Source organism: Synechococcus sp. RC10B2 (assembly GCF_047502635.1).
In genome coordinates this window covers 1-20,972 of the sequence record NZ_JANSHO010000022.1, presented here as the reverse complement: position 1 = coordinate 20,972, position 20,972 = coordinate 1, and the positions used below count along the sequence as shown (strand labels likewise).

The window sequence follows — 20,972 nt, the reverse complement described above, 5'->3', positions numbered from 1 at the left end:
AGGTGCCGCCAACTGGCCCAGAAGCGCTGTGGATTGGGGAAGGTGCGCCAATGCAGCTCCTCGTCTGGCCCCAACACCTGCGCCATGCCTCCCCGCCTGGGGTCGATGGCGTACATGAAGGCAAAGCTGAGGGGCGGATCCCCGGGCAACGTTACCCGGCTATACCAGCCCTCGAAAAACGGCTCGGCACAGCCATCCCAGTGATAGCCGCCATGGGGCAGGGATCCCCAGTCCGTTGAGCCGTTTTGCTTAAAGCACTCTGCCACCGGAGAGCAACTCCCTCGAGAATCGCCAGAAGATAGAAAAAAGTCTATAGCTACCAAAAGAGTAATTGTATTGTTTCTATGTCTGTCTGCTTTTAGGATATCAACCAAGCTGAGATTTTAAGTCCAACTTTTTGGGACTTTTCGGCCTTAAGTTTGTGCCCTATGCGATGCTGAATACGCCCGCAGATGGGGGCACTTCGGCTGAGGGGGTAGGGTACGCCTGCGCTAGGTTAGTCGTCCGACGGTTCTATCTTGGGATCCAAGCTCTTGGCGGTAAGGCGCAAGGCTTCCGCCTGATCCATCACTCGAGGCGCTTGCACTGCCGTCTCAACCCCTTGCCGATAGCTCTCCCACAAGGGCATTTCCGGGTAGGTTTGCTGCAATTTTTTGATCTCATCTAGCAGAGCGCCCAGCCAGCCAGACGTACCCCAGGTGAGCAAAAACTGCAAGGGATTCCAGAGGTTGAGTTGCCGCCCCAATTCGTTGAGGCTTTCGTTGCGAATGGGCGGGTCGAAGATGTCGGCCACCGTCATCAACTGGCGCGCCAAGAGCGGCCTGAGGGTTGTCTCAGCAGCCTCCACAACGGCGGGAAGAGCGGCTTGGATGCGCTCGGGACTGGGAATGTGCCGGGCCTGGGGCAAAGCTTGCAGCAGCAACTCCAGGCGTCGCCCCGCCTCTGCCGACTCCAAAGCCGATTCTAGGGTTGTGCCCACGCTGAGAAACACTTCTCCCGTCAACAGCCGCACGGCGTCGATAACCAAGTGGTACAGGGGCGGGATCGCCAGCTTGATCCACTCGCTCTGGAAAAACTCCCGCAGCCGCCGCGCCAGATAGTCCCCCACTTGGGTGGTTTGGATCCCCACTTGGGTGAGGGAGAGGTACCAGTCGGGGGGGGATCCCTTGGGATCAAGCCACTGGCGCAGAGTTTGCCATTCCTCTTCTGTGAGGGCAGTTCGCCCCTGTTTTAAGACGCTGCGCCGCAGCTTGCCCTCGGCATTCAAGAGCTTGCGCAGCTCCGGTGTGCCCAGCAAAGAGAGGGCGCCTGCGGATCCCACGCTGCCGATCTCGACAGCAATAAGGGCGGCCAAGAGGGCGGCTGAGGCTTCCACTTGGATCTCGCCGCTTTTGTCCATCACCAAAGGTAGGCGGCTGTTGCCATAGGCCCGCAGGCTCATCGCCTCCAAGGTAGAGCGCTGCTCAGAGGTCAAGGCCCCCGCCCAGGCAGGGATGCCGTTGGTGGCTGCTTCGGGGTGTGGTGGCTCCTGCAGGCTGTGATACAGCAGGCTGGCCACCCAGGCTCGGTCGGCGGCCCGTTCCAGAGAGCCGATGACCACCTCCCATTGGCAGGGGTTGAGCAGAGGCAAAAGCGCTTGCAGCTCTCGCCGGAGGGGCTCTGGAGAGGTTGTGGCTCTGGCTTTGTCTAGAGTTGCCTGCAGCCGATCTCGCGCCTCGCGGCACAGGCCGCCCCACTCCAGTTGCCAACGAGCTAGGGTCTGCTGCACTGTTTCTTCGGAGCGTCGGGGCAGCTCCTGCCAGCCCGCCTCCAGTTGCCGCCACAGCTCCTCCCAGTTCAGATCCCCGGCCCTAGAAGGTGGAGAGTTCGCCGGCGCGGCAGGTGGGGCAGCGTTGGGATCGAGATTGGGGGAGAAGAACTCAGGCATGGGCAAACTTGGCCTCAGGGGCATTACCGGCATTATAGCTAGGGGTAAAAGGCAAGCTGCGGTAAGCCCAAGGTTTCCGGCCACCCCATCATTAGGTTGAGGCATTGCACCGCCTGCCCGGCCTGTCCCTTCATGAGGTTGTCGATTACCGACAGGACAATGACTCGGTTGGTGCGGGTATCCACTTCCACCCCAATCATGCAGGTGTTGGTGCCGGCAACCCACTTGGTTTGCGGGTAAACGCCGCGGGGCAGCACCTTGACCCAGGGGGATTGGCGATAGAAGGCGTTGTAAATGGTGATGAGATCTTCGCCCACAAGGCCGGGATCCCGCAGGTTGGCGTACAAGGTGACGTGGATACCCCGCACCATCGGCACGAGGTGGGGCGTAAATTGTACAGTGATGGGAGTGTGGGTGAGGTCACTGCAGGCCTGCTCGATCTCGGGTGTGTGCCGGTGTTGGGCCACGCCATAGGCCCCCAGAGAGCCATCTACCTCGGCAAATAGGGATCCCAGCTTGGGGGTGCGGCCCGCGCCAGAGACGCCGGACTTGGCATCGAAAATAAGGCTGTCCAGCTCCACCAACCCCTGCCGCAGCAGGGGGGCAACCGCCAACAGGGAGGCCGTGGGGTAGCAGCCGGGGCAGGCTACCAGTTGGGCTTGGGCAATGGCCTCCCGGTAGAGTTCTGGCAGCCCGTAGACCGCTTGCTCGTTGGCCTGGCGATAGGCAGGGCTGGGCCAGTTGGGATCCGTCTGCCCCAAGCGATACCAGGATTGGTAGGTGGCCAGGTTGCGAAAGCGGTAGTCTGCTGAGAGATCGAGAACTTTGCACCCTTTGGCCAGCAAAGGCGGCGCCAGGTCTGCCGCCAGGCCGTTGGGCAGAGACAAAAAGACAACGTCGCTGCTAGCAGCAATGGCCTCCACATCCACAGGCTGGATGGTCAAATCCACCGCCTGGGCCAAGTGAGGATAGAGATCCCCGTAGCGTTTGCCGGCGCTGTCTTGACCGGCCAGGTAGGTGATGTGCACGCCGGGATGCTCGCTGAGCAGCCGCACCAACTGCACCCCTCCATAGCCGGAGGCCCCGACGATGGCGACGCGGACGGGATCGGTGGGAGGAAGAGAACGAGGCGCCGTAGTGGCCATGGGGGCTGCCTGTGCAGAATTGCAAAACTGACGGTTTGCCTTACTATTTATCGCATTTGCCGCTGCCTTGGTTGAACTCACCTGCTCTGTTGGGCTCAGTGTTGCCTGAGCCGGGAGTTATACTGGGCTCACGCGAGCCGCCCAAGCCTCGGCAGCCGCCTTGGCTGTTGAGGTCTTGCCCAGAGATGTTCCCTACCTCGTCGGGAAGGGTTGTATGTACTACGAACAATTGATCAACATGATCCTGCGAGCCCGCGGCCAAAGCAGCCGCCACGGCCTGGATCAGGAAACTTTAACCCTCTACTCCGAAGGCCCCTACACCCTCTACAAGCTCACCTCCCATTTCGACCGCCGCTCCATTTTTGTTTTGGCCCAAAACCAGCGGGATATGTTTGTCTCCGGAGATGCGTTTCACAGCAAGTTGATCCCGGGAGAATGGCAGGAGTGGCTGCACCAGAAGGCTTTGGCTGTTGCCGACAAGACACCCCAGGCCAGCTAGCCGGCGAGGGCCAAAACGCCGGGCTGAATCTGCCGGGGCACCACTGAGAGCCGATCCAACTCCGCACAATAGGCCAGGTCCCTGTCGCTTTCAGGGCTAATGGCCAGTAGCCGCTGCCCATGGCTGGAGCGCCGCAACAGGCTCAGGAGATTGTCTTGCCAAGTTTGGTAGAGGGCCAGGGCGGCCACTGCCTCGTCGTTGCCCAACTGCTCCTCCGAACAGCCCAGGCGATGCAGAATGGCTCCGGCACAGGCGGTGTCTTCCAAAGCAAAAGCCCCCTCCCAGCCAGCTCCCACCAGCCACACCTCGGCAAAAGCTCCTTGCCTGAGAAACTCCACCACTGCTCCCAAGTTCACCAGGGCTGCTGTGATCAACACTGGGATCCCTTCTAAGCGCTGAAGGGTGCGGGTGCCGTTGGTGGTGCTCATGAAGATGCGCTTGTCCCGCACACGCTCCGGCGTATACTCGCGGGGGGAGTTGCCTAGGTCAAAGCCCGCCACTGTTTTGCCGCCTCGCTCCCCAGCTAAGAGCCGTTTGGAGGCCGGCCAGCTCTGGCTGGTCGTTTGCAAGGGTTGTAAATCGGCAAACACCTGCACGGCCTCTGCCCCTGCGGCCAGGGCTGTGGCAATGGTGGTGGTGGCCCGCAGCACATCAATGGCCACTGCGCAGGCTGGGATCCCTGCCGGAGGGACTTGCTCAGGGGTGTGGAAGTGGAAAAGTTGCATGAGAGAGGGAGCAAAAAAGGTTCAACTAGAGCCCCACGAGAGCTTATTAGAACTCACGCCGGGCAAACACCAGCACCGTCAAAATGAGCAGCAAAACGGTGTAGATCAGACCGTAAAGCGCGTCGCCAAGGAGCTGGGTGGGCGGAGGAATTTGGCCGTAAACGGCAGCATCTCTTAGGTTAAAGCGCTCCAGATCTGGCAAGACTAAGTAGATTACCTCGAACACCTTGCCGAAGCCTGTGTCTTCCACTAGCTTGCTTAACTGCAGCAGGGCACGGCTCGTGTGGCCCATAATGAACAGGGCAATGGTGTAGAGGGTAGCCAAAATCGGGGAGGTAAAAACCCCAAACAGCAGCGCTGCTGCCACAATCAGCACCAGTTCCAAAAAGGTAAAAACTGTTGCCCAGAGAACGGCCCAGGGGGAAATGGGGGCCTGCACCACCCGCAGGCTGAGCAAAAAGACAGCCGTCATCATTGCTAGCAGCACCGACAGCAAAGCCGACAGGCCCAGATGCTTGCCGACAATAAACTCCGCCCGGCTCATGGGTTTGGCAATCAGCACGTAGACCGTGCGCCTCTCGATCTCTTTATTTACCAGCCCCGTGCCGACGAAAATGGCCACCACCAGCAACAGGAAGTGGATGGCGGCCAGACCCAAATCGGCAATGATCTTGTTGTGGGCCTGGTTGGCTACCTGGGGAATCAAAACGATGGCCCCCAGCATGGCCACCGCAAACACCATCACCAGATAAAGAACGCGATCCCGAATGGTTTCCCGAAAAACATTCTGGGCAATGGCCACGACGCGCCCTGCATCCATAGGCTGGCCTCAAGCGAGCGACAACCGGCTATACACTTGTAGAAGCCCAGCTTCATTCTATGCAGTTCCAGGCTCAGATTCAGATCCACCTGCGCCCCTCGGTACTGGATCCTGCCGGGGCTGCTCTCCAGGCTAGCCTGCATCAGCTAGGGCATACCCAGGTGCAGGGAGTGCGCATTGGCAAACACATCCAGCTGCAGCTAGAGGCCCCTGACGCCGAAACTGCCCGAGAGCAGGTGAGCAAGCTGTGCGAGCAACTGCTGGCCAATCCAGTAATCGAGACCTATCAAATCCAAGTGGAGCCTCTAGAGGGCTGATCTCTCACCAAGAAGCTCTCTCGCTCCAGCCCTCACCGCTTTTGCCTTCGCCCCAAGGGATCCCCATGGCCAAGGTAAGGTTTGGCATTGTTGTTTTTCCTGGCTCCAATTGTGACCGCGACGTAGCCTGGGTAACCCGCGGCCTCTTAGGCTGTCCGACGCGACTCATCTGGCACCGGGAAACCGATTTGTCAGGGCTGGATGTGGTGGTGCTGCCGGGGGGATTCAGCTACGGAGATTACCTGCGGGCGGGCGCGTTGGCCCGTTTTGCGCCGGTAATGGGGTCTCTAGCCGAGCACGTAGCCCGGGGGGGCTATGTCTTGGGCATTTGCAATGGCTTCCAGATCCTGACAGAGGCGGGCTTGCTGCCAGGGGCGCTGCTGCGCAACGCTAATCTGCACTTTATCTGCGACCGAGTGAGGATCCGCGTGGAGCGGCCAGATCTGCCCTGGACAAGCGCCTACCCCCCGTCCGCCCTTGTAACCCTGCCGATTGCCCATGGAGAAGGACGCTACGTCTGCGAGGCCGACACCCTGAAGCAGCTGCAAGATGGGGGTCAGATTGTCTTCCGCTACGATCCCGTTGCCCCCAACGGCTCGGTGGATAACATCGCCGGCATTTGCGATCCCAGCGGTCGCATTCTCGGCTTGATGCCTCACCCAGAACGCGCTGCCGACCCCGATTTGCCAGGCCAGAATGGGATCCCTTTTTGGCAGTCGATTGTGCAAAGCCTGTCCAGTTAGCCCTGCTGAGCCTGAGCCAACACCTGGCGCACTTGGTTCACCATCTCCTCGTGATCCACGACTGGCTTGGCAATGTAGCCATCGGCCCCACTCTGGGCCAAAAAAGTCTCCCGGTCGCCCCGCATGGCGTGGGCCGTTACCAAGAGGATGGGAATGGAGCTGGTGCGGGGATCCCCCTTAAGCAGCTGGGCAATGCGGATCCCGTCCACTGCCTCGCCGCGAAAGGTGCTCTGGGAGAGGGAGACATCTAGCAAAATGACGTCTACTTCACGGGCTTGGGCCAGCTGCAGAATCTGCTCCACATCCTGGCTGTGAAAGACCTCAAACCCGCCTCGCCGCCGCAACACTTTGTCGAAAACGCGGGCGTTAATTGGATCGTCTTCCACCAGCAGCACTGTTGCCATCGCTAACCTGAAGTTGACTTGGTTGCGAACTCGAGCCGCAGCAATCCCCGTAGTTCTGGAAACCATCCCGAAGCAATTCTAGCCATCCCATTCGAGCAGTGGGACAAGAGCTCCCCCTCCAAAATACTGATAACAAATCTCAATAAAGCTCAATAAAGTAGCGCCAGTAGCTACCCCCTCTGCCAGCAGGAGAGGACAGCTACCGTTTTGAAAACAGCTTTGCTGGGTTGCCTGGGGGATACTCTACCAGCCTGGAACCGAGCGCCCTCTGAAAACAAAACAAAAACAAGGCCGGGGATTTTTCCGGCCTTGTACGGGGTACAACTGCCGTCTCTTTTGGCCGCCTCAACCCACTCAACACTCTCAGCAAGCCGACAACAGCAGCCCCTGGCGCAGGTTACTTCTTCTGAATCCTAGGAGTTTCGCGAAAGGCGACGGCAAAAAACAGAAGGCCCAGCGTCAAAAACAGAATAAAGGTGTAGGTGATGGCTTCCATACCAACCTCCAAATCAGAATCCTAAGGGGGCTTGATTCCAGATTAGCTCAAAGCCGCCAGCACCCCCTCTCCCCAGAGAAACAGAGTGCCGGCGGTCATCCCGCGAGAAAGCCTTACGCTTCTTGCACCTTGCGCGTGGTGGGATCCCCCACTTTCTGGAAGACGCCGAATTCCACCATTTCCTCGCTCATGTTCGGGTCAATACCGGCGAACACATCCCGGAAGAGAGTACGGGCGCCGTGCCAGATGTGCCCGAAGAAGAACAGCAGCGCAAAGACCGCGTGGGCGAAGGTAAACCAACCGCGGGGGCTGGTGTGGAAAGTGCCGTCGGCCTTAGGCGTTTCGCGGTCGAACTCGAAGAGCTGGCCCAACTGAGCCATACGGGCATACTTTTTAACCGTTGGCGGGTCAGTGAACACCTGACCGTCCAGCTTGCCGCCGTAGAACTCCACCGTCACGCCCACCTGCTCAAAGCTGTAGCGTGACTCGGCGCGCCGGAAGGGAATGTCCGCCCGCACCACGCCATCGGCGTCCCGCAGGATGACGGGGAACGTCTCGAAGAAGTTGGGCATGCGTTGCACCGTCAGCTCCCGACCTTCACGGTCCCGGAAGACGGGGTAGCCCAGCCACTCGATAGCAATACCGTCTCCCTTGTTCATCGGACCAGCCCGGAACAAACCACCCTTGGCCGGGCTGTTACCCACGTAATCGTAGAAGAGCAGCGACTTGGGGAGAGAATTGTAGGCCTCGCTGCGGGTCATCCCGGCCTCCATAGCGGCATTGACGCGCCGGTTAATTTCCTGGTTGAAGTAGCCGGAATCCCATTGGTAGCGGGTGGGGCCAAACAGCTCCACAGGAGTGGTGGCACTGCCGTACCACATCGTCCCGGCCACCACAAAGCCGGCAAAAAACACGGCCGCAATCGAGCTGGAGAGCACGCTCTCAATGTTCCCCATGCGCAGAGCCTTGTAGAGGCGTTGGGGTGGGCGTACTGTAATGTGAAACAGGCCGGCAATGATGCCCACGATGCCCGCGGCAATGTGGTGGGCCACCACCCCGCCAGCGTTGTAGGGGTTAAACCCTGCCGGCCCCCACTCCGGCGCCACCGGCTGCACATGCCCTGTCGTCGCGTAGGGGTCGCTGACCCACATCCCTGGGCCAAACACCCCCGTCAGGTGAAAAGCCCCAAAGCCGAAACAAAGGATCCCGGCCAAGAGCAGGTGGATCCCAAAAATCTTCGGCAAGTCCAAAGCCGGCTCGCCGGTACGGGGATCCCGGAACAGCTCCAGATCCCAGTACACCCAGTGCCAGCAGGCGGCCAAAAAGAGCAAGCCAGACAAAACAATGTGAGCAGTGGCTACCCCTTCAAACGTCCAGAAGCCGGGATTGGCCACGCTCTCGCCGTAGATATTCCAGCCGCCCCAGGAGTTGACCACCCCCAGACGCACCATGAATGGCATGACGAACATGCCCTGACGCCACATCGGATTCAGGACAGGATCCGATGGATCGAAAATAGCCGTTTCATACAGCGCCATCGATCCGGCCCAACCTGCCACCAGCGCAGTGTGCATCAGGTGTACCGCGATCAGGCGACCTGGGTCATTTAATACAACGGTGTGGACCCGGTACCACGGTAGTCCCATAAAGCTCGATCCTCCACGTTCTCCAACACTTGCGCGATATCCAGTCAAAAAACTGAAGCCGACATCTTCACCTGGGATCCTTACCTAAGCAGTCTCTTCAGTGTCGAGGGGTGCCGCACCCACCTAACCCAAGAGCGCACCCAGTGAGGACATCGCTCTCAGAATTTTCATCACAGGCATCAAACAGTATAACGAAACGCAACTGACCTGAGCGGCTTCAGGCGGGATGCCCTCTTATCTGCCATCATCTTCCCAGATCTCTCGCCAAAGATTAAAAATATGATTTAAAGTGTAACAATACTTAGCAAACCCTGGAGCTTTCCTGGCTCAATCTGAAAGGTGTCGTGGTTTCGGGCGAGATTATGGCAACGATTCGCTTTGTCAACGAGAATAGAGAGATCGTCGTCGCGGAAGGCGCTAACCTGCGCTTGAAGGCGCTGGAGAACCAGATCGACCTCTACAAGATGATGGCCAAGCTGCTCAACTGCGGCGGCAACGGCCAGTGTGGCACCTGTGTGGTGGAGATCGTCGAGGGAGCCGAGAACCTCTCTCCCCGCACCGAGGCGGAAAACCGCAAGCTCAAGCGCAAGCCCGATACCTATCGTCTCGCCTGCCAGACGAAGGTATTGGGGGATGTTGCGGTGAAGACGAAACCCTAGAGCCGGCTTGGCCGCTTTTGGGCAAGGCGTACCTGAGAATGGTATGCTAGCTGCCAGTTGGGTTTGCGGCGTGTGCAGCTATGGAGACGAACTACCTGGGCCTTTTGGCCACCATTTTGGTTATTCTGGTGCCCTCGATCTTCCTGGTGATCTTGTACGTGCAGACTTCCAGCAAGTCGGAGAGCTGACCTAGGCCCATGAAGGCAAGTCTTACCTCCTGCTGAGGAACCAAGGCTCACAGTCGACGATGACATCCAAAGCTCGACGGGGATCCCCGCTGGAAAAGGGGATCCCTCTACTTTTTGCGCCAAGCTGTTTTTTGCGCCAAGCTGTCCCTTGGCCGAGGCCCTCTCCACCTGGAGCCCTCCGGCAACGGTTCCTGCCTGTCTGTGTTGCCTGCGAGAAGGTTTCCGCTTCCCTAGCTAGAAATCTATAGCCTTCATCGGAAAACTTGATTTTTATCTATCCTAGTTTGCCACTAGGATGCCTCTTAAGATTTTTTACAGGATCTCAGTAGGCGATGGGGTCAGGCGGGATTCCTGGCCGTAAGGAGGATTATGAGTTTGGACGGGCTGGTCAGAACCGCGTGGTTAATTCCCCTCTATGCGCTAGTGGCGTGGCTGGGGGCGTTGATTTGGTCCCCTGGGATCACCCGGCGCACCGGCCCCCGACCGGCGGGCTATCTAAATGCGCTGCTGACCTTGGTGGCGTTCTTGCACAGTGTGGGGGCGCTGGTGGCGATTTGGGATCAGCCGGCGCAGGTGATTCGGCTGCCCTGGCTGCAGGTAGGGGATCTGGTGTTGGAGCTGCCGCTGCAGGTTTCATCGCTAACGCTGGGGGCCTGCGCCGTGGTGACGGGGCTAAACCTGGCGGCCCAGATCTACGGCTTTGGCTACATGGAAATGGACTGGGGCTGGGCGCGGTTCTTCTCGCTGCTGGGCCTGTTTGAGGGGGGGATGTGCGCTCTGGCTCTGTGCGACTCTTTGTTTTTCAGCTACGTCATCCTGGAGATTTTGACTCTGGGCACCTACCTATTGGTGGGCTTTTGGTATAACCAGCCGCTGGTGGTCACCGGGGCGCGAGATGCTTTCTTAACCAAGCGCATCGGCGACCTCTTGCTCTTGATGGGGGTTATTGCCATTTATCCCCTGACGGGATCCTGGGAGTTTGAGGACTTGACGGCTTGGGCAAAGTCGGTGCAAGCAGGAGCTATCTCTGTGGATCCGAACTTGATCGCCTTGGTGGGGCTGGGGTTGCTGGCCGGCCCTGTGGGCAAGTGTGCCCAGTTCCCTCTGCATCTGTGGCTGGATGAGGCGATGGAGGGGCCGATCCCTGCCACAATCTTGCGCAACGCCGTGGTGGTGGGCACAGGGGCCTGGGTGTTGATCCGCCTGCAGCCGCTCTATGCTCTTTCCCCAACGGTGTTGCGGCTGATGCTGGTGATCGGGGGGCTGACGGCAGTGGGGGGATCCCTGGTGGCCCTGGCCCAAATTGATGCCAAGCGGGCCTTGTCCTACCTGGTGAGCGCCTACATGGGCTTGATCTTTGTAGCGGTGGGCACAGGACACACGCAACAGGCCTACCAACTGCTGCTCACCTATGCGCCGGCGATGGCCTTGCTGGTGATGGCGCTGGGCATGGTGATCTGGAACAGCATTACCCAGGATCTGCGCTATCTGGGGGGCTTGTGGTCGCGGCGGCCCATTTCCGGCCTGTGCTTTTTGACGGGGATGGCCGGCATGGTGGCCCTGCCGCCTTTCGGCTCCTTCTGGGTGCTGACGGATCTGTGGCAGCAGTTGGCGCAATCGGGGCAGGGGCTGTGGGCGGCAGTGGTGCTGGTCACCAACGCGGTAACGGCGCTGGGGCTGACGCGGGTATTCGGCCTGGTTTGGGGAGGCAAGCCGCAGCAGATGAGCGAGCGCTCCCCAGAGGTGCACTGGCCGATGATGTTGCCCAGCACGGCCATGATGGGGGTGACGCTGCATGTGCCGATGATTCTGGCGGCCTTGGATCTCTTGCCGGCTCTGCAGGGGATCCCGATTGCGGTGATGGCCGGATCCAGCTTGGCGGGCATCGCGTTGGGAGCCTGGCTGTACCTGCCGCGGGGGCGGCGGCCAGTGGACTGGGCTTTCTTGGCCGACTGGCAGGATCTGCTGGCCAACGACTTCTACACCCCCAAGCTCTACCGCGCCAGCGTGGTGTTTGTGGTGCGCATCATTTCTGAGGTTACGGCCCTCTTTGACCGCTACGTGGTGGACGGCGTGGTGAATTTGACCAGCTTAGTTGTGCTGGCAGGAGGTCAGGTTTTGAAATACACCACCTCCGGCCAGTTGCAGGCCTATGTGCTGACGATTGTGGTGGGGGTGGCCCTGCTGGGCTGGCTAATTCTCTAGGCAGAGGGGGACGGAGTCCTTAAGAAAGAGGGAAAAGACCATGCTGAGTGCCTTGATTGTGTTGCCGATTTTGGGATCCCTGCTGCTGTTCCTGGGCTTGGGAGGGCGCAAGCTGGCGGTGGTCTTGGCCGGGATCCCGTTGGCCATCTCGCTATTTCTGTTTACCCGCTTCGACGTGCAGGCGACCGGCTTTCAGTGGGAGCAGCGGTGGGATTGGATCCCGCAAATCGGGCTGAGCTACTCCCTGGGCTTGGACGGGCTGGCTTTGTTGATGGTGGCCCTGAACGGGCTGCTCACTCTCATCGCCATTTTGACGGCTGAGCCGGAGACCAAGCGGCCCAATCTCTTTTACGGCTGCATTCTGCTGATGAGTGGGTCGGTCAACGGGGCTTTTGCCGCCCAGAACCTGCTGTTGTTTTTCCTCTTTTACGAGCTGGTGCTGATCCCGATCTACTTGCTCATTTCCATCTGGGGCAGCCCCAAGCGGGATTATGCCGCCATCAAGTTTTTGATCTACACCGCTGTTTCCGCCGTCTTCCTGTTGGGGGCGTTTCTGGCCGTCTACTGGCTGGGGGATCCCCATACTTTTGAGCTGGCCGAGATTCGCATCAGCTCCCTGGGCCCCGCTGCCCAAACCCTGGCCCTGTTGGCTTTGATTGTGGCCTTTGGCATCAAGATGCCGCTGGTGCCCTTCCACACCTGGCTGCCCGACGCCTACGGCGAGTCTTCCCCGCCGGTGGCGGTGCTGCTGGGAGGGGTGCTCTCCAAGTTGGGCACCTATGGTCTGTTTCGCTTTGGGCTGCAGGTGTTTCCCCAGGCTTGGGCCGATCTGAGTGGGCTGCTGGCCTGGTGGGGGGCTATTGCTGTGCTGTCGGGGGCTTTGGCGGCCATCGCCCAAAAAGACATCAAGCGCATGGTGGCCTACAGCTCCATCGGCCATATGGGCTACATCCTGCTGGGTATGGCGGCGGCCACGCCGATTAGCCTGACGGGGGCGATGGTGCAGATGGTCTCCCACGGCCTGATTCTGGCGCTGCTGTTTGATCTGGTGGGCCTGGTGGAGCGCAAGGTGGGAACGCGGGATCTGAACGTGCTCAACGGCCTGCTCAATCCTCTGCGCGGCCTGCCCACCGTGAGCGCCCTGTTGATCTTGGGCGGCATGGCCAGCGCCGGGATCCCGGGCTTGGTGGGCTTTGTGGCCGAGTTTTTGATCTTCCAGGGCAGCTACCAAGATTTTCCGTTGCCCACGTTGCTCAGCATCTGCGGCACCGGCTTGACGGCGGTGTATTTTGTGATTTTGCTCAACCGCACCTGCTTCGGCAAATTGGACAACCGCACCGCCTACTACCCCCGGGTGCAAGGTTGGGAGCGGATCCCGGGCTTTCTTTTAACTGCCTTGATCGTCTGGTTTGGGATCCAGCCCATGAACCTGGTGAAATGGCCCCAAACCTTGGCCTTTACTCTATCCACCCAGGTGGCTCAAGCCCAGACGCTTGTCATCGCGGAAGCCGAACATTCTTCTCCCTCCAGTTTGCTGCAGGGATCCCTGATGGACAACGCAAGCTCATGACTTTCTCCCCTAGCCGAAGGCAGTGAAGAGTTGGAGACTTTTTCCATGACGACGACCCTGGTTACGCCCAAGCTCCCCCCTTCCACCCATCCCTTTGCCGAGGTGGTGCATCGCCTCGAGGCAGGGGGATCGATGCTGCCGGATACGCCGGAAAACCTGATGCAAATTATCGGCCTCTACAAAGCCTATGCGGTGCCGATGGACTTTTACTGGCGCGATCTGCTCTACATTGCCGAGCAGGTGTTTGTGGATCCCTTGCCCTTTTTTAAGTTCATCATTCCCGAAGAATATTTGAAGCTGGCCAACCACTACGCGGGGGATAATGCCGATTTGCGCATTTGGCGCGGCCCCGCTACGGCCCACCCGGAACTGCTGGAGTTCATGGAAAAAGGGGAGCTCAAGCGCAAGCTGCCGCGGATTTTGCATCACCTTTGGCATGACCGCATCAACATGGAATTTGCCGAAGAATGTATGCGGGCCATGCTCTGGCACCGGGATATGGGAGGCCTGCTGGATCCCTATATGGATTCGGAAGAATACAAGCAAAATGCCGACCGCGCCATCCGCGCCTACTGCCAGGGCAACCCCCTTTTGACCGGCCTGTACAAGCTCTTTCCAGACATGTTTCTGGAACTCTGCCGCCAGGCCACCATGTATTCGTTGCTGGGCCTGTTTTGGGAGGTGATGGCCCCCGTCTTTTTTGAGATGAGCGATCTCTACGACGAGGGCAAAATCACCAGCGTGCCGGAGGCGATGAACTTTTTGGTTAACGGGATCTTCGCCGTTGCCGGGCGGCCCATTTATCACCGGGTGCGCATTCGAGGAGAGTGGTACGACATTGTGCCCAAATCCAAAGGATTCACTTGGCTATACGAGGCGGCTTTCCCCTATGTGGAAGCGGTGTTTTATCGCACCTCTCCCTTCCGCGGCACCAAGTCCTACAACGCCCAAGCCAACGAAGTTCCCACCAACCAATTGGATTTCCACTACGGGGTTCTCTACGCCGATAAGTTTCCGGTGGGCAGTGCCGGGATCCCGCCGACCCTTTTGCACCAGGATATGTACCACTTTTTGCCCCAGTATTTGGTGGAGTATTACCGCAAGCATTGCCGTGGTGAAGACGACATGCTGATCCAGCTTGGGATCAGCTTCCAGCGCTCCATGTACAACGTTACTTCAGCCGTGATCCAGGCGGGGAGAGCCGCTTTCTTGTATCCTCTGGACGATCCCAACCCGCGGCATTTGATGATGAACCGCCGTTATTTTGAGGGACAGCTCAATCGCTTCACCCGACCGGAATACGGCATCCGCGAGGCAGCCCGCCTCTCCTATATTCAGGATCAAAACTACCGCTAGTTGAGGACAATTACGCCGATTTCAGGTGGTCGGTTTTGGCTTTCCCTTTTCCCGATCCTGCTTGGACCCAACTGCTCTTCTGAACCTGCCGTCCAGACCTTTATTCCCACTTCAGCAAAACAAGGATCTTGGCCATGCCTGATATTGTCGATATTGCAGTTTCTGCTGAGGGTTTTTCCACCTTGGTTACAGCCGTGAAGGCGGCAAACTTGGTGGATACTTTGAAAGGCCCTGGCCCTTTCACTGTTTTTGCGCCCACCGATGCGGCTTTTGCCAAGTTGCCCCCCGGCACCATCACCACCCTAGTGCAAAACATCCCCCAATTGACTCGCATTTTGTGTTACCACGTGGTGCCCGGTCGCCTGAAAAAGGCGGATTTGGCCAAGTACCAGCGTGTAGGCTCGGTAGAGGGATCCCCCATCGATTTGTTTATCGAGGGGGACGTGTTTGAGGTGAACAATGCCACCGTTATCCAGGCGGATATCGAGGCGGACAACGGCATCATTCACGTCATCGACACCGTGATCCTGATGCGCCCCCACTGGTTCTGGCCGATCATGCTCTCGGGAGAAACAGGGAAAAGCGAGGGCCAAAGCTTGGCTAGCGACCGCAGAGTCGATACACCGGCAAGGTGAAATGAAAACTGCTGCCCTTGCCCAGGATCGATTCCACCCAAATCTGGCCATAGTGGGCGCGCACGATGCGACGGCAAAGGGAAAGGCCAATGCCATAGCCTTCCTGCTGTTGGTCGCGGGATAGGCGCACCGCATCGGAGAAGATGTTCTCTTGCTCGGCTTCCGGGATCCCAGGGCCGGTGTCGCTGACGGTCACCTGTACCTTTTGGCTGGTGCGGTGGAGGATGTTGAGGCGGATGGATCCCCCGGCGGGAGTGTACTTGATGGCATTGTCCAACAGGTTGAAAATAACCTGGCGGATCTTGTCGGGATCCACGTGAACTGTGGGCAGATCCACCGGAATATCGGCTTGAAACTGCAATTGCTTGGCTTGGATGCGAGGCAGTAGCTCCTCGATCACTGGCTGGCATAGGCTGGCCAACTGAGTTTCCACGGCTCGAATCCGCAGCTCCGAGGCACTGCCACGGGCCGACTCGAGAATATCGGTGATCATGCTGTCCATCTTGCGCAATTGCTGGCGGGCATGCTCGAACAACTGCCGCTCCACCGCCTTGTCCAGGGATCCTTCTCGCCCTTGCTGTAGGGTTTCGACCGCCAGGGCTGTAGCCGTCAGGGGGCTGCGCAAATCGTGCACCAGCATGGCCAGAACGCGGTCTTTGAAGTCCAACTGCTCCCGCAGTTGGGCGCGCTCCTGGCGCAGCGAAAACACCTCTTCCGACATTTGCAACAACGCCTCGGTGGTCGGGGGAGGAGCAGGATCTTGACCCGCCTCTTCCTGGTAGGAAACCAAAGCCGCCTGACCCTGCCAGCGGGGCCACCACACTTCCAACTGCGTCGCCAGATCTTCGCCCGCCAAGACCTGAGCCGGCAGGGGTTCTGCTTTCACCAAGGCTGGCGTCACCACCAACTTGTAGTGCTCTGCTAGGTAGGGGTGCTCCTCCAGCGGTACCACCTTCAGATGGGCAGGATGCTGGCCCGGCAGCCCCTGGATGTGCCGACGCAATTGCTCCGCCAGTTCCTCGATATTGGCTCGACCCTGAGCAAACAACAGCAGGCGAATGCCAGAACGGGTGGAGGTGCGATCTAGCGAAGTTTGCATAGGCAAAAGTCCCAAGGGCCAAAGATGAGGTCTGCAGCAGCAGAGGTTGCCGCCAACGAAACCCGGCTCCCTCGCTGCCCGTCCTTTACCTTCCTAACACTTAACTTTGGGAAAAGTTTAGGAGGGAACATCAAAGGCAGTGAAACTCAGTGAAACAGATACGCCAGCCCTACCAACACTGCCAGCAACCCCGCTGTTGTCAGAGTGAAGTGCAGGAGGGAGGTTTTGCCTTTACGCACCATGTTGCGCATGGCCAGGCGGGTATAGCTCACCTGAGGCGAGGATCCCTTCTCAACAGGGGTGGAGCTGACAGGAGAGGGCTGCGACATCGGGATGGCCGGAACAAAAGCTGAACACTACCTTTAACCTAGCCCAATCCACCCCTCTTGATAAATACCCCCTGCCCCCCAGGGCGCTGGCTCAGTCAAACCGGCAAGGGATCCGCAGGCACTGCTGCAACAGCTCCTGGTAATCCCGTCCGTCCATGAGAAAAGCCCCAAAGCGAGCCAGGTGCGGGTTCATCAACTGGGCGTCAAAAAGGCGAAAGCCCCGCTCCCGCAGGTGTTCCACCAGCTTGACCAGCGCCACCTTCGAAGCGTTGGGAATGCGGTAAAACATCGATTCGCCGATAAAGGCCGCCCCCAAAGCAATGCCCAGGATCCCGCCTGCTAGGGTGTCTCCCTGCCAGGTTTCAAAGCTGTGGGCAAACCCCGCTTGGTGCAGGGCAAGGTAGATCTGCTTTAATTCCGAGCTAATCCAAGTTTGGGGGCGAGCGGCACAGCCCTCCACCACTTGCTCAAAAGCGCCGTTGATCCGCACCTGAAAGCAACTGCCGCGCACCAAAGGCCGCAGCGAACGGGGACAGTGAAACCGCTCGTCCAAAGGGATCAGCGCGTGCTGCTCGGTGCCATACCAGGCCAGGGATCCGGTTTCTTCGTCCGCCATGAGGAAGTAGCCCTGGGCATATCCGGTCAGAATAGCGCCTATATCTACCTGCATGCTGTCTCTGCGCCTCTCAAGATTGCCATTCCGGCGAGAGGCTGGCAAAGTCTCCCGCATCGACCTTGGGGTGACAATCCACACAGCCGCTCACCCGCACTGGGTTGGGAAAGTCTACTTGCGGGTGCAAAGCGCGGAAGTAGCGAGACTCGGCCAGGCGATAGGGCACCGGTTCCCCTTGGCGCAGGGGACGGGAATTAGGCCGCAAATAGCCCCAAGCCAGTTGTAAAGCCACGCCGGTCAGGGGCTGGATCTGCTGGCCGTAGTGGTTGGGATCCTGTAGCAGCCGTCGCCAGGTTTCGGTGGGCAACACCTGAGCGGGCAGCGCCACATGGCAAGTGCCGCAACTGCGCACGTATTGGGCCTGCTCCAACTGGGCCTGGGTGAGGCTTTGCTGCGCTTGCGTCAGGGATCCCATCAATCCGACCAGAAGGACGATCAGGCCAAAAAGCCAAAATCGCCGCTGTCGCTTTCTCAAGGGAGCCATGCTCTCACACCAAGGTCAATGCTTTCCCAATTTAGACCAGCCCGCGAAAGATCCAGGCCCAGTTCCTGGAATTGGCTTGGCCTATCTTTGCAGAAACTCCAGAAAATCCCGCCACCAATTGCAGATCCCTTGCCACATCCGCAGCATTTCTTGGCGTATCTCTCCCGTTTCCTCCTGCAGCTAAGCCGGGCGGAGCTCGATAGCACCGCTGCGCCTGTCAAAGCGAGCCAGAGCTCCTCGGGGAGCCAGCATCAGTTTCTGCGATCAGCACCTCGTGCTTTTGCACAATTCAGTTCAGCGCTTTCAGCTCCTTGCCCAGGGTTTGAGCGGTGCTGGACAGGCTGGATAGCATCAGTGGCAGCCTAGTTTTTGGACTCTCTCTCCGACAAGAGCAGGTCGCAGCCAAATCCGGCTGGGTCTAAAATAGCGGGGCTGCGGACTCTCCCTCGAGTTTTTCGTATGGACTTGCCTAACCTCCTCTGGCCAGACCCCGGCGAGATCCCGGCTCCTCCCCAGCCGGGGATCCTGGGCATCTTGGCTTCCGGCAACGGCAGCAACTTCGAGGCCATCGCCCAAGCCATCGATGCTGGCGAGCTACGGGCGCAAATTGCCGTCGTGATCACCAACAATCCAGACGCCTACGTGCGGCAGCGGGCGCGGCGAAGAGGGATCCCTTGTATTCTGCTCAACCATCGGCACTATGCCAGCCGGGAGGCGCTGGACGCGGCCATCTTGCAAGTGCTCCAGGAGTATCAGGTGGAGTGGGTGATCATGGCCGGCTGGATGCGTTTGGTGACCCAAGTGTTGCTGTCTGCCTATCCGGAGCGGGTTTTAAACCTCCACCCCAGCCTCTTGCCCAGCTTCAAGGGCCTGCGGGCGGTGGAGCAGGCGCTGGAGTACGGCGTGAAAATCACCGGCTGCACCGTCCACCGGGTCACGTTGGAAATGGATAGCGGCCCCATTGTGGCGCAAGCAGCCGTACCGGTTTTGCCGGAAGATACGGTGGAATCCCTTTACCGGCGCATCCAGGCCCAGGAACACCGCCTCTACCCGCTGGCCATCCGCCTCTGTTTGGCCGAGGGATCCCGCCTCCCCAAGTTCTCGGAGAAGCTGCACAATTGAGGGTGAGCCCGCCGCTGGCGCCCCCTATGGCCGAAATCTCGCCGTTGCTCGTTTTCGACAGCTCTGCGATCCTGGCCGGTCGCCCGGCTCTGTGGCAGGAATGGGCCCGTTTTGGGGTGTGTGTGCTGCCCCAGGCGGTGATGGCGGAGCTAGAACGCCTAACCCGACAGGCCATCGACCCCCAAGAAGAATCGACAGCGCGCGCCTTCTTGCGCCACTGGCCCCGTTTGGGATTTGCCGTCTCAGAAGCCCGCGCCCTGGTGGGTGAAGTCAACGCCGGCGAGCAGTCGCTGCGAGTCCGCCTAGAGCAGGCCATTGCCGAGTGTGCCTATGCCCTGGCCCAACAGCAGCCGGGATCCCTGGTGGTGGTGGTGAGCAACGACCGACCCTTGGTCGAGCGAGTGCAGGGGCTGGGCCTTGCCAACCTCTGTGCCATCTCTCTGGCCGAGCTCAACCGGTGGATGCGCCAGCGCCCCCAGGCTGTGGCTATGGCTTGGAAGCGGCTGCCAGGGCCTCCCATTCCCGCTGCTCCGTTGCCCCCCTCCCCAACTTCTGCAAAACCACCCTCCCCCGCTCAAAAGGGCTCCCGACCTGTTCAACGGAGATCTCAGGTTGGATTCGCCTGGAAAAGCGTGCAAAACTCCCTGGCGCTGCTGCTGGCTTTGGCTTTCTTCTCGGCAGCAGGGTTGCTGGCCTGGCGTTTGTTGGATCCCACGGGGAGCGAAGGGATCTGGCGGCGGCTGCCCCTGTCTCGGACCCTTGGCTGCGCGATCTCTAGCCGCTTTGGCCGAAAGAGCCCCCGCAGACCTATGCTAGGATGAGGGCTTGCTGAAAACCCGGATCCCGCCCCATGACGGAAACGGCTGACCTTTGGCCCCAGCTTTTGGGACAGTTGCTGGAGCGGCAATCTCTGAGCGAAGCCCAAGCCGAACAGTTGATGAACGGCTGGCTGCACAACCAAGTGCCGGATGTGGTGTCGGGAGCGATTTTGGCGGCCCTGCAAGCCAAGGGGGTCAGCGCCAGTGAACTGGCCGGCATGGCGCGGGTGCTGCAGCGAGCTTCCCTGGGATCCCCCCTGGATCTGCCCCTGTTGGTGGATACTTGCGGCACCGGGGGAGATGGGGCCGGCACGTTTAACATTTCCACTGCCGTGGCCTTCGTGGTCAGCGCTGCCGGGATCCCAGTCGTGAAGCACGGCAACCGCTCTGCTTCTGGCAAGGTTGGCTCGGCGGACGTGCTGGAGGCGTTGGGGGTGAACCTGAGCGCTGAGCCAGAGCAAGTGCGGGCGGCGGTGGCGGAAGTGGGCATCACCTTTCTCTTTGCCCCCCACTGGCACCCGGCCATGCGGGCGGTGATCCCCTACCGCCGCGCCCTTAAAGTTCGCACTGTCTTTAATCTCTTGGGGCCCCTGGTCAATCCCCTCTATCCCAACCGCCAGGTGATCGGGGTTTATGCCCCGGAGCTGGTGCCGGTGATGGCCGAGGCCTTGCGTCTGTTGGGGCGGGAAAGGGCCGTGGTGTTGCACAGCCGCGAAGGTCTGGACGAGGCCGGGTTGGATCAGCCCACCGATCTGGGCATCCTTTCCGGTGGGCTGGTACGAACAGAAGTTTTGAACCCGCGAGATTACGATCTTACGCCCGCACCTGTCCAGGCCCTCCAGGGGGGGAACTTGGCGGAAAATGCCGCCATCCTCGCCCAAGTTCTCCAAGGATCCGGAGCGCCTGCCCAGCGGGATGTGGTGGCCCTCAATGCCGCTTTGGCCCTGCAGGTGGCCGGAGCCGTTCCCGATTGGGGATCCGGAATTGCCCAAGCGCGGGAGATCCTTGCCAGCGGCGCTGCCTGGGATCGCCTGCAAAAGCTGGTCAATTTTCTGGCTTCGTGACGTACTCCCGCACTCATGCTGACGCATAGAGTGCGGGCTTCCCAGTGA

Annotated in this window: 24 protein-coding genes; 12 read left to right on the top strand and 12 right to left on the bottom strand. The window is 59.6% G+C overall.

All coding sequences use genetic code 11. The features are described from left to right. The 3 genes from NW855_RS03760 to argC form a co-directional block, all read right to left on the bottom strand. A partial coding sequence (locus NW855_RS03760) for a tocopherol cyclase family protein (protein WP_414508363.1) occupies nt 1-266 on the bottom strand: 266 nt, incomplete at its 3' end. 230 nt (nt 267-496) lie between these two features. Next, on the bottom strand, nt 497-1,927 hold the full coding sequence (locus NW855_RS03755; protein WP_414346850.1) for a hypothetical protein: 1,431 nt from the start codon (nt 1,925-1,927) through the stop codon (nt 497-499). 38 nt (nt 1,928-1,965) lie between these two features. Next, nucleotides 1,966-3,072 (bottom strand): N-acetyl-gamma-glutamyl-phosphate reductase, encoded by a 1,107-nt coding sequence (argC, locus tag NW855_RS03750; protein ID WP_414508362.1) that lies wholly within the window; start codon nt 3,070-3,072, stop codon nt 1,966-1,968. Between the two features lie 214 nt (nt 3,073-3,286). Here argC and NW855_RS03745 point away from each other — a divergent pair, with 214 nt between their 5' ends. Continuing rightward, entirely contained in the window at nt 3,287-3,571 is a 285-nt protein-coding gene (locus tag NW855_RS03745; RefSeq protein ID WP_414508361.1) for a hypothetical protein, read from the top strand. On the opposite strand, the gene NW855_RS03740 is transcribed toward NW855_RS03745, so the two are convergent. Further along, a complete protein-coding gene (locus NW855_RS03740) occupies nt 3,568-4,296 on the bottom strand; it encodes a 2-phosphosulfolactate phosphatase family protein (protein WP_414402602.1) in 729 nt (242 codons plus the stop codon). The two genes, NW855_RS03745 and NW855_RS03740, sit on opposite strands and share 4 nt — an antisense overlap. A 46-nt stretch (nt 4,297-4,342) precedes the next feature. Beyond that, nucleotides 4,343-5,116, bottom strand: coding sequence for an ABC transporter permease (locus tag NW855_RS03735; RefSeq protein WP_414402601.1), 774 nt, complete (start codon nt 5,114-5,116; stop codon nt 4,343-4,345). A 59-nt stretch (nt 5,117-5,175) separates the two neighbouring features. Between NW855_RS03735 and purS the strand changes: the two genes are divergently transcribed. Next, the gene (gene purS / locus NW855_RS03730) at nt 5,176-5,433 is read left to right on the top strand and encodes a phosphoribosylformylglycinamidine synthase subunit PurS (protein ID WP_414409780.1); all 258 of its coding nucleotides are present in this window, start codon (nt 5,176-5,178) and stop codon (nt 5,431-5,433) included. 65 nt (nt 5,434-5,498) lie between these two features. Further along, complete coding sequence (gene purQ / locus NW855_RS03725) at nt 5,499-6,176, top strand: phosphoribosylformylglycinamidine synthase subunit PurQ (RefSeq protein WP_414508360.1); 678 nt, start codon at nt 5,499-5,501, stop codon at nt 6,174-6,176. On the opposite strand, the gene NW855_RS03720 is transcribed toward purQ, so the two are convergent. From NW855_RS03720 to psbB, 3 genes are all read right to left on the bottom strand, one after another. Beyond that, nucleotides 6,173-6,580, bottom strand: coding sequence for a response regulator (locus NW855_RS03720; protein ID WP_414402599.1), 408 nt, complete (start codon nt 6,578-6,580; stop codon nt 6,173-6,175). The genes purQ and NW855_RS03720 overlap by 4 nt on opposite strands. Before the next feature lie 397 nt (nt 6,581-6,977). Continuing rightward, complete coding sequence (locus NW855_RS03715; protein ID WP_011429542.1) at nt 6,978-7,076, bottom strand: photosystem II reaction center protein T; 99 nt, start codon at nt 7,074-7,076, stop codon at nt 6,978-6,980. Nucleotides 7,077-7,189: 113 nt separating this feature from the next. Further along, a complete protein-coding gene (gene psbB, locus NW855_RS03710; RefSeq protein WP_099812394.1) occupies nt 7,190-8,722 on the bottom strand; it encodes a photosystem II chlorophyll-binding protein CP47 in 1,533 nt (510 codons plus the stop codon). Nucleotides 8,723-9,084: 362 nt separating this feature from the next. Here psbB and NW855_RS03705 point away from each other — a divergent pair, with 362 nt between their 5' ends. The 6 genes from NW855_RS03705 to NW855_RS03680 all read left to right on the top strand — a co-directional run bounded on the left by NW855_RS03705 (nt 9,085) and on the right by NW855_RS03680 (nt 15,335). Beyond that, on the top strand, nt 9,085-9,381 hold the full coding sequence (locus tag NW855_RS03705; protein WP_011429540.1) for a 2Fe-2S iron-sulfur cluster-binding protein: 297 nt from the start codon (nt 9,085-9,087) through the stop codon (nt 9,379-9,381). 80 nt (nt 9,382-9,461) lie between these two features. Then, nucleotides 9,462-9,569: a photosystem II reaction center protein PsbM gene (gene psbM / locus NW855_RS03700; protein WP_011429539.1), complete on the top strand. Its 108-nt coding sequence runs from the start codon at nt 9,462-9,464 to the stop codon at nt 9,567-9,569. Between the two features lie 369 nt (nt 9,570-9,938). Beyond that, entirely contained in the window at nt 9,939-11,774 is a 1,836-nt protein-coding gene (locus NW855_RS03695) for an NAD(P)H-quinone oxidoreductase subunit F (RefSeq protein ID WP_414508359.1), read from the top strand. Between the two features lie 40 nt (nt 11,775-11,814). Continuing rightward, nucleotides 11,815-13,344, top strand: a complete 1,530-nt coding sequence (locus NW855_RS03690) for an NADH-quinone oxidoreductase subunit M (protein WP_414508358.1) — start codon at nt 11,815-11,817, stop codon at nt 13,342-13,344. Nucleotides 13,345-13,389: 45 nt separating this feature from the next. Continuing rightward, nucleotides 13,390-14,700, top strand: a complete 1,311-nt coding sequence (locus tag NW855_RS03685; RefSeq protein WP_414508357.1) for a CO2 hydration protein — start codon at nt 13,390-13,392, stop codon at nt 14,698-14,700. A gap of 134 nt (nt 14,701-14,834) precedes the next feature. Continuing rightward, nucleotides 14,835-15,335: a fasciclin domain-containing protein gene (locus NW855_RS03680; protein WP_099812398.1), complete on the top strand. Its 501-nt coding sequence runs from the start codon at nt 14,835-14,837 to the stop codon at nt 15,333-15,335. On the opposite strand, the gene NW855_RS03675 is transcribed toward NW855_RS03680, so the two are convergent. The 4 genes from NW855_RS03675 to NW855_RS03660 all read right to left on the bottom strand — a co-directional run bounded on the left by NW855_RS03675 (nt 15,301) and on the right by NW855_RS03660 (nt 17,920). Then, on the bottom strand, nt 15,301-16,434 hold the full coding sequence (locus NW855_RS03675; protein WP_011429533.1) for a histidine kinase: 1,134 nt from the start codon (nt 16,432-16,434) through the stop codon (nt 15,301-15,303). The two genes, NW855_RS03680 and NW855_RS03675, sit on opposite strands and share 35 nt — an antisense overlap. A gap of 146 nt (nt 16,435-16,580) precedes the next feature. Next, on the bottom strand, nt 16,581-16,763 hold the full coding sequence (locus NW855_RS03670; RefSeq protein ID WP_011429532.1) for a DUF3285 domain-containing protein: 183 nt from the start codon (nt 16,761-16,763) through the stop codon (nt 16,581-16,583). 91 nt (nt 16,764-16,854) lie between these two features. Beyond that, complete coding sequence (gene aat, locus NW855_RS03665; protein WP_011429531.1) at nt 16,855-17,433, bottom strand: leucyl/phenylalanyl-tRNA--protein transferase; 579 nt, start codon at nt 17,431-17,433, stop codon at nt 16,855-16,857. Between the two features lie 16 nt (nt 17,434-17,449). Continuing rightward, complete coding sequence (locus NW855_RS03660; RefSeq protein ID WP_011429530.1) at nt 17,450-17,920, bottom strand: hypothetical protein; 471 nt, start codon at nt 17,918-17,920, stop codon at nt 17,450-17,452. 459 nt (nt 17,921-18,379) lie between these two features. Between NW855_RS03660 and purN the strand changes: the two genes are divergently transcribed. The 3 genes from purN to trpD are packed head-to-tail and all read left to right on the top strand — an operon-like array spanning nt 18,380 to nt 20,924. Next, nucleotides 18,380-19,042 (top strand): phosphoribosylglycinamide formyltransferase, encoded by a 663-nt coding sequence (gene purN / locus NW855_RS03655; RefSeq protein ID WP_011429529.1) that lies wholly within the window; start codon nt 18,380-18,382, stop codon nt 19,040-19,042. A 26-nt stretch (nt 19,043-19,068) separates the two neighbouring features. Beyond that, nucleotides 19,069-19,863 carry a PIN domain-containing protein gene (locus NW855_RS03650; RefSeq protein WP_099812399.1) on the top strand — a complete coding sequence of 265 codons (795 nt, stop codon included), beginning with the start codon at nt 19,069-19,071 and terminating at the stop codon, nt 19,861-19,863. Between the two features lie 29 nt (nt 19,864-19,892). Further along, nucleotides 19,893-20,924, top strand: coding sequence for an anthranilate phosphoribosyltransferase (gene trpD / locus NW855_RS03645; protein ID WP_011429527.1), 1,032 nt, complete (start codon nt 19,893-19,895; stop codon nt 20,922-20,924). The last annotated feature ends 48 nt before the right edge of the window (nt 20,925-20,972 follow it).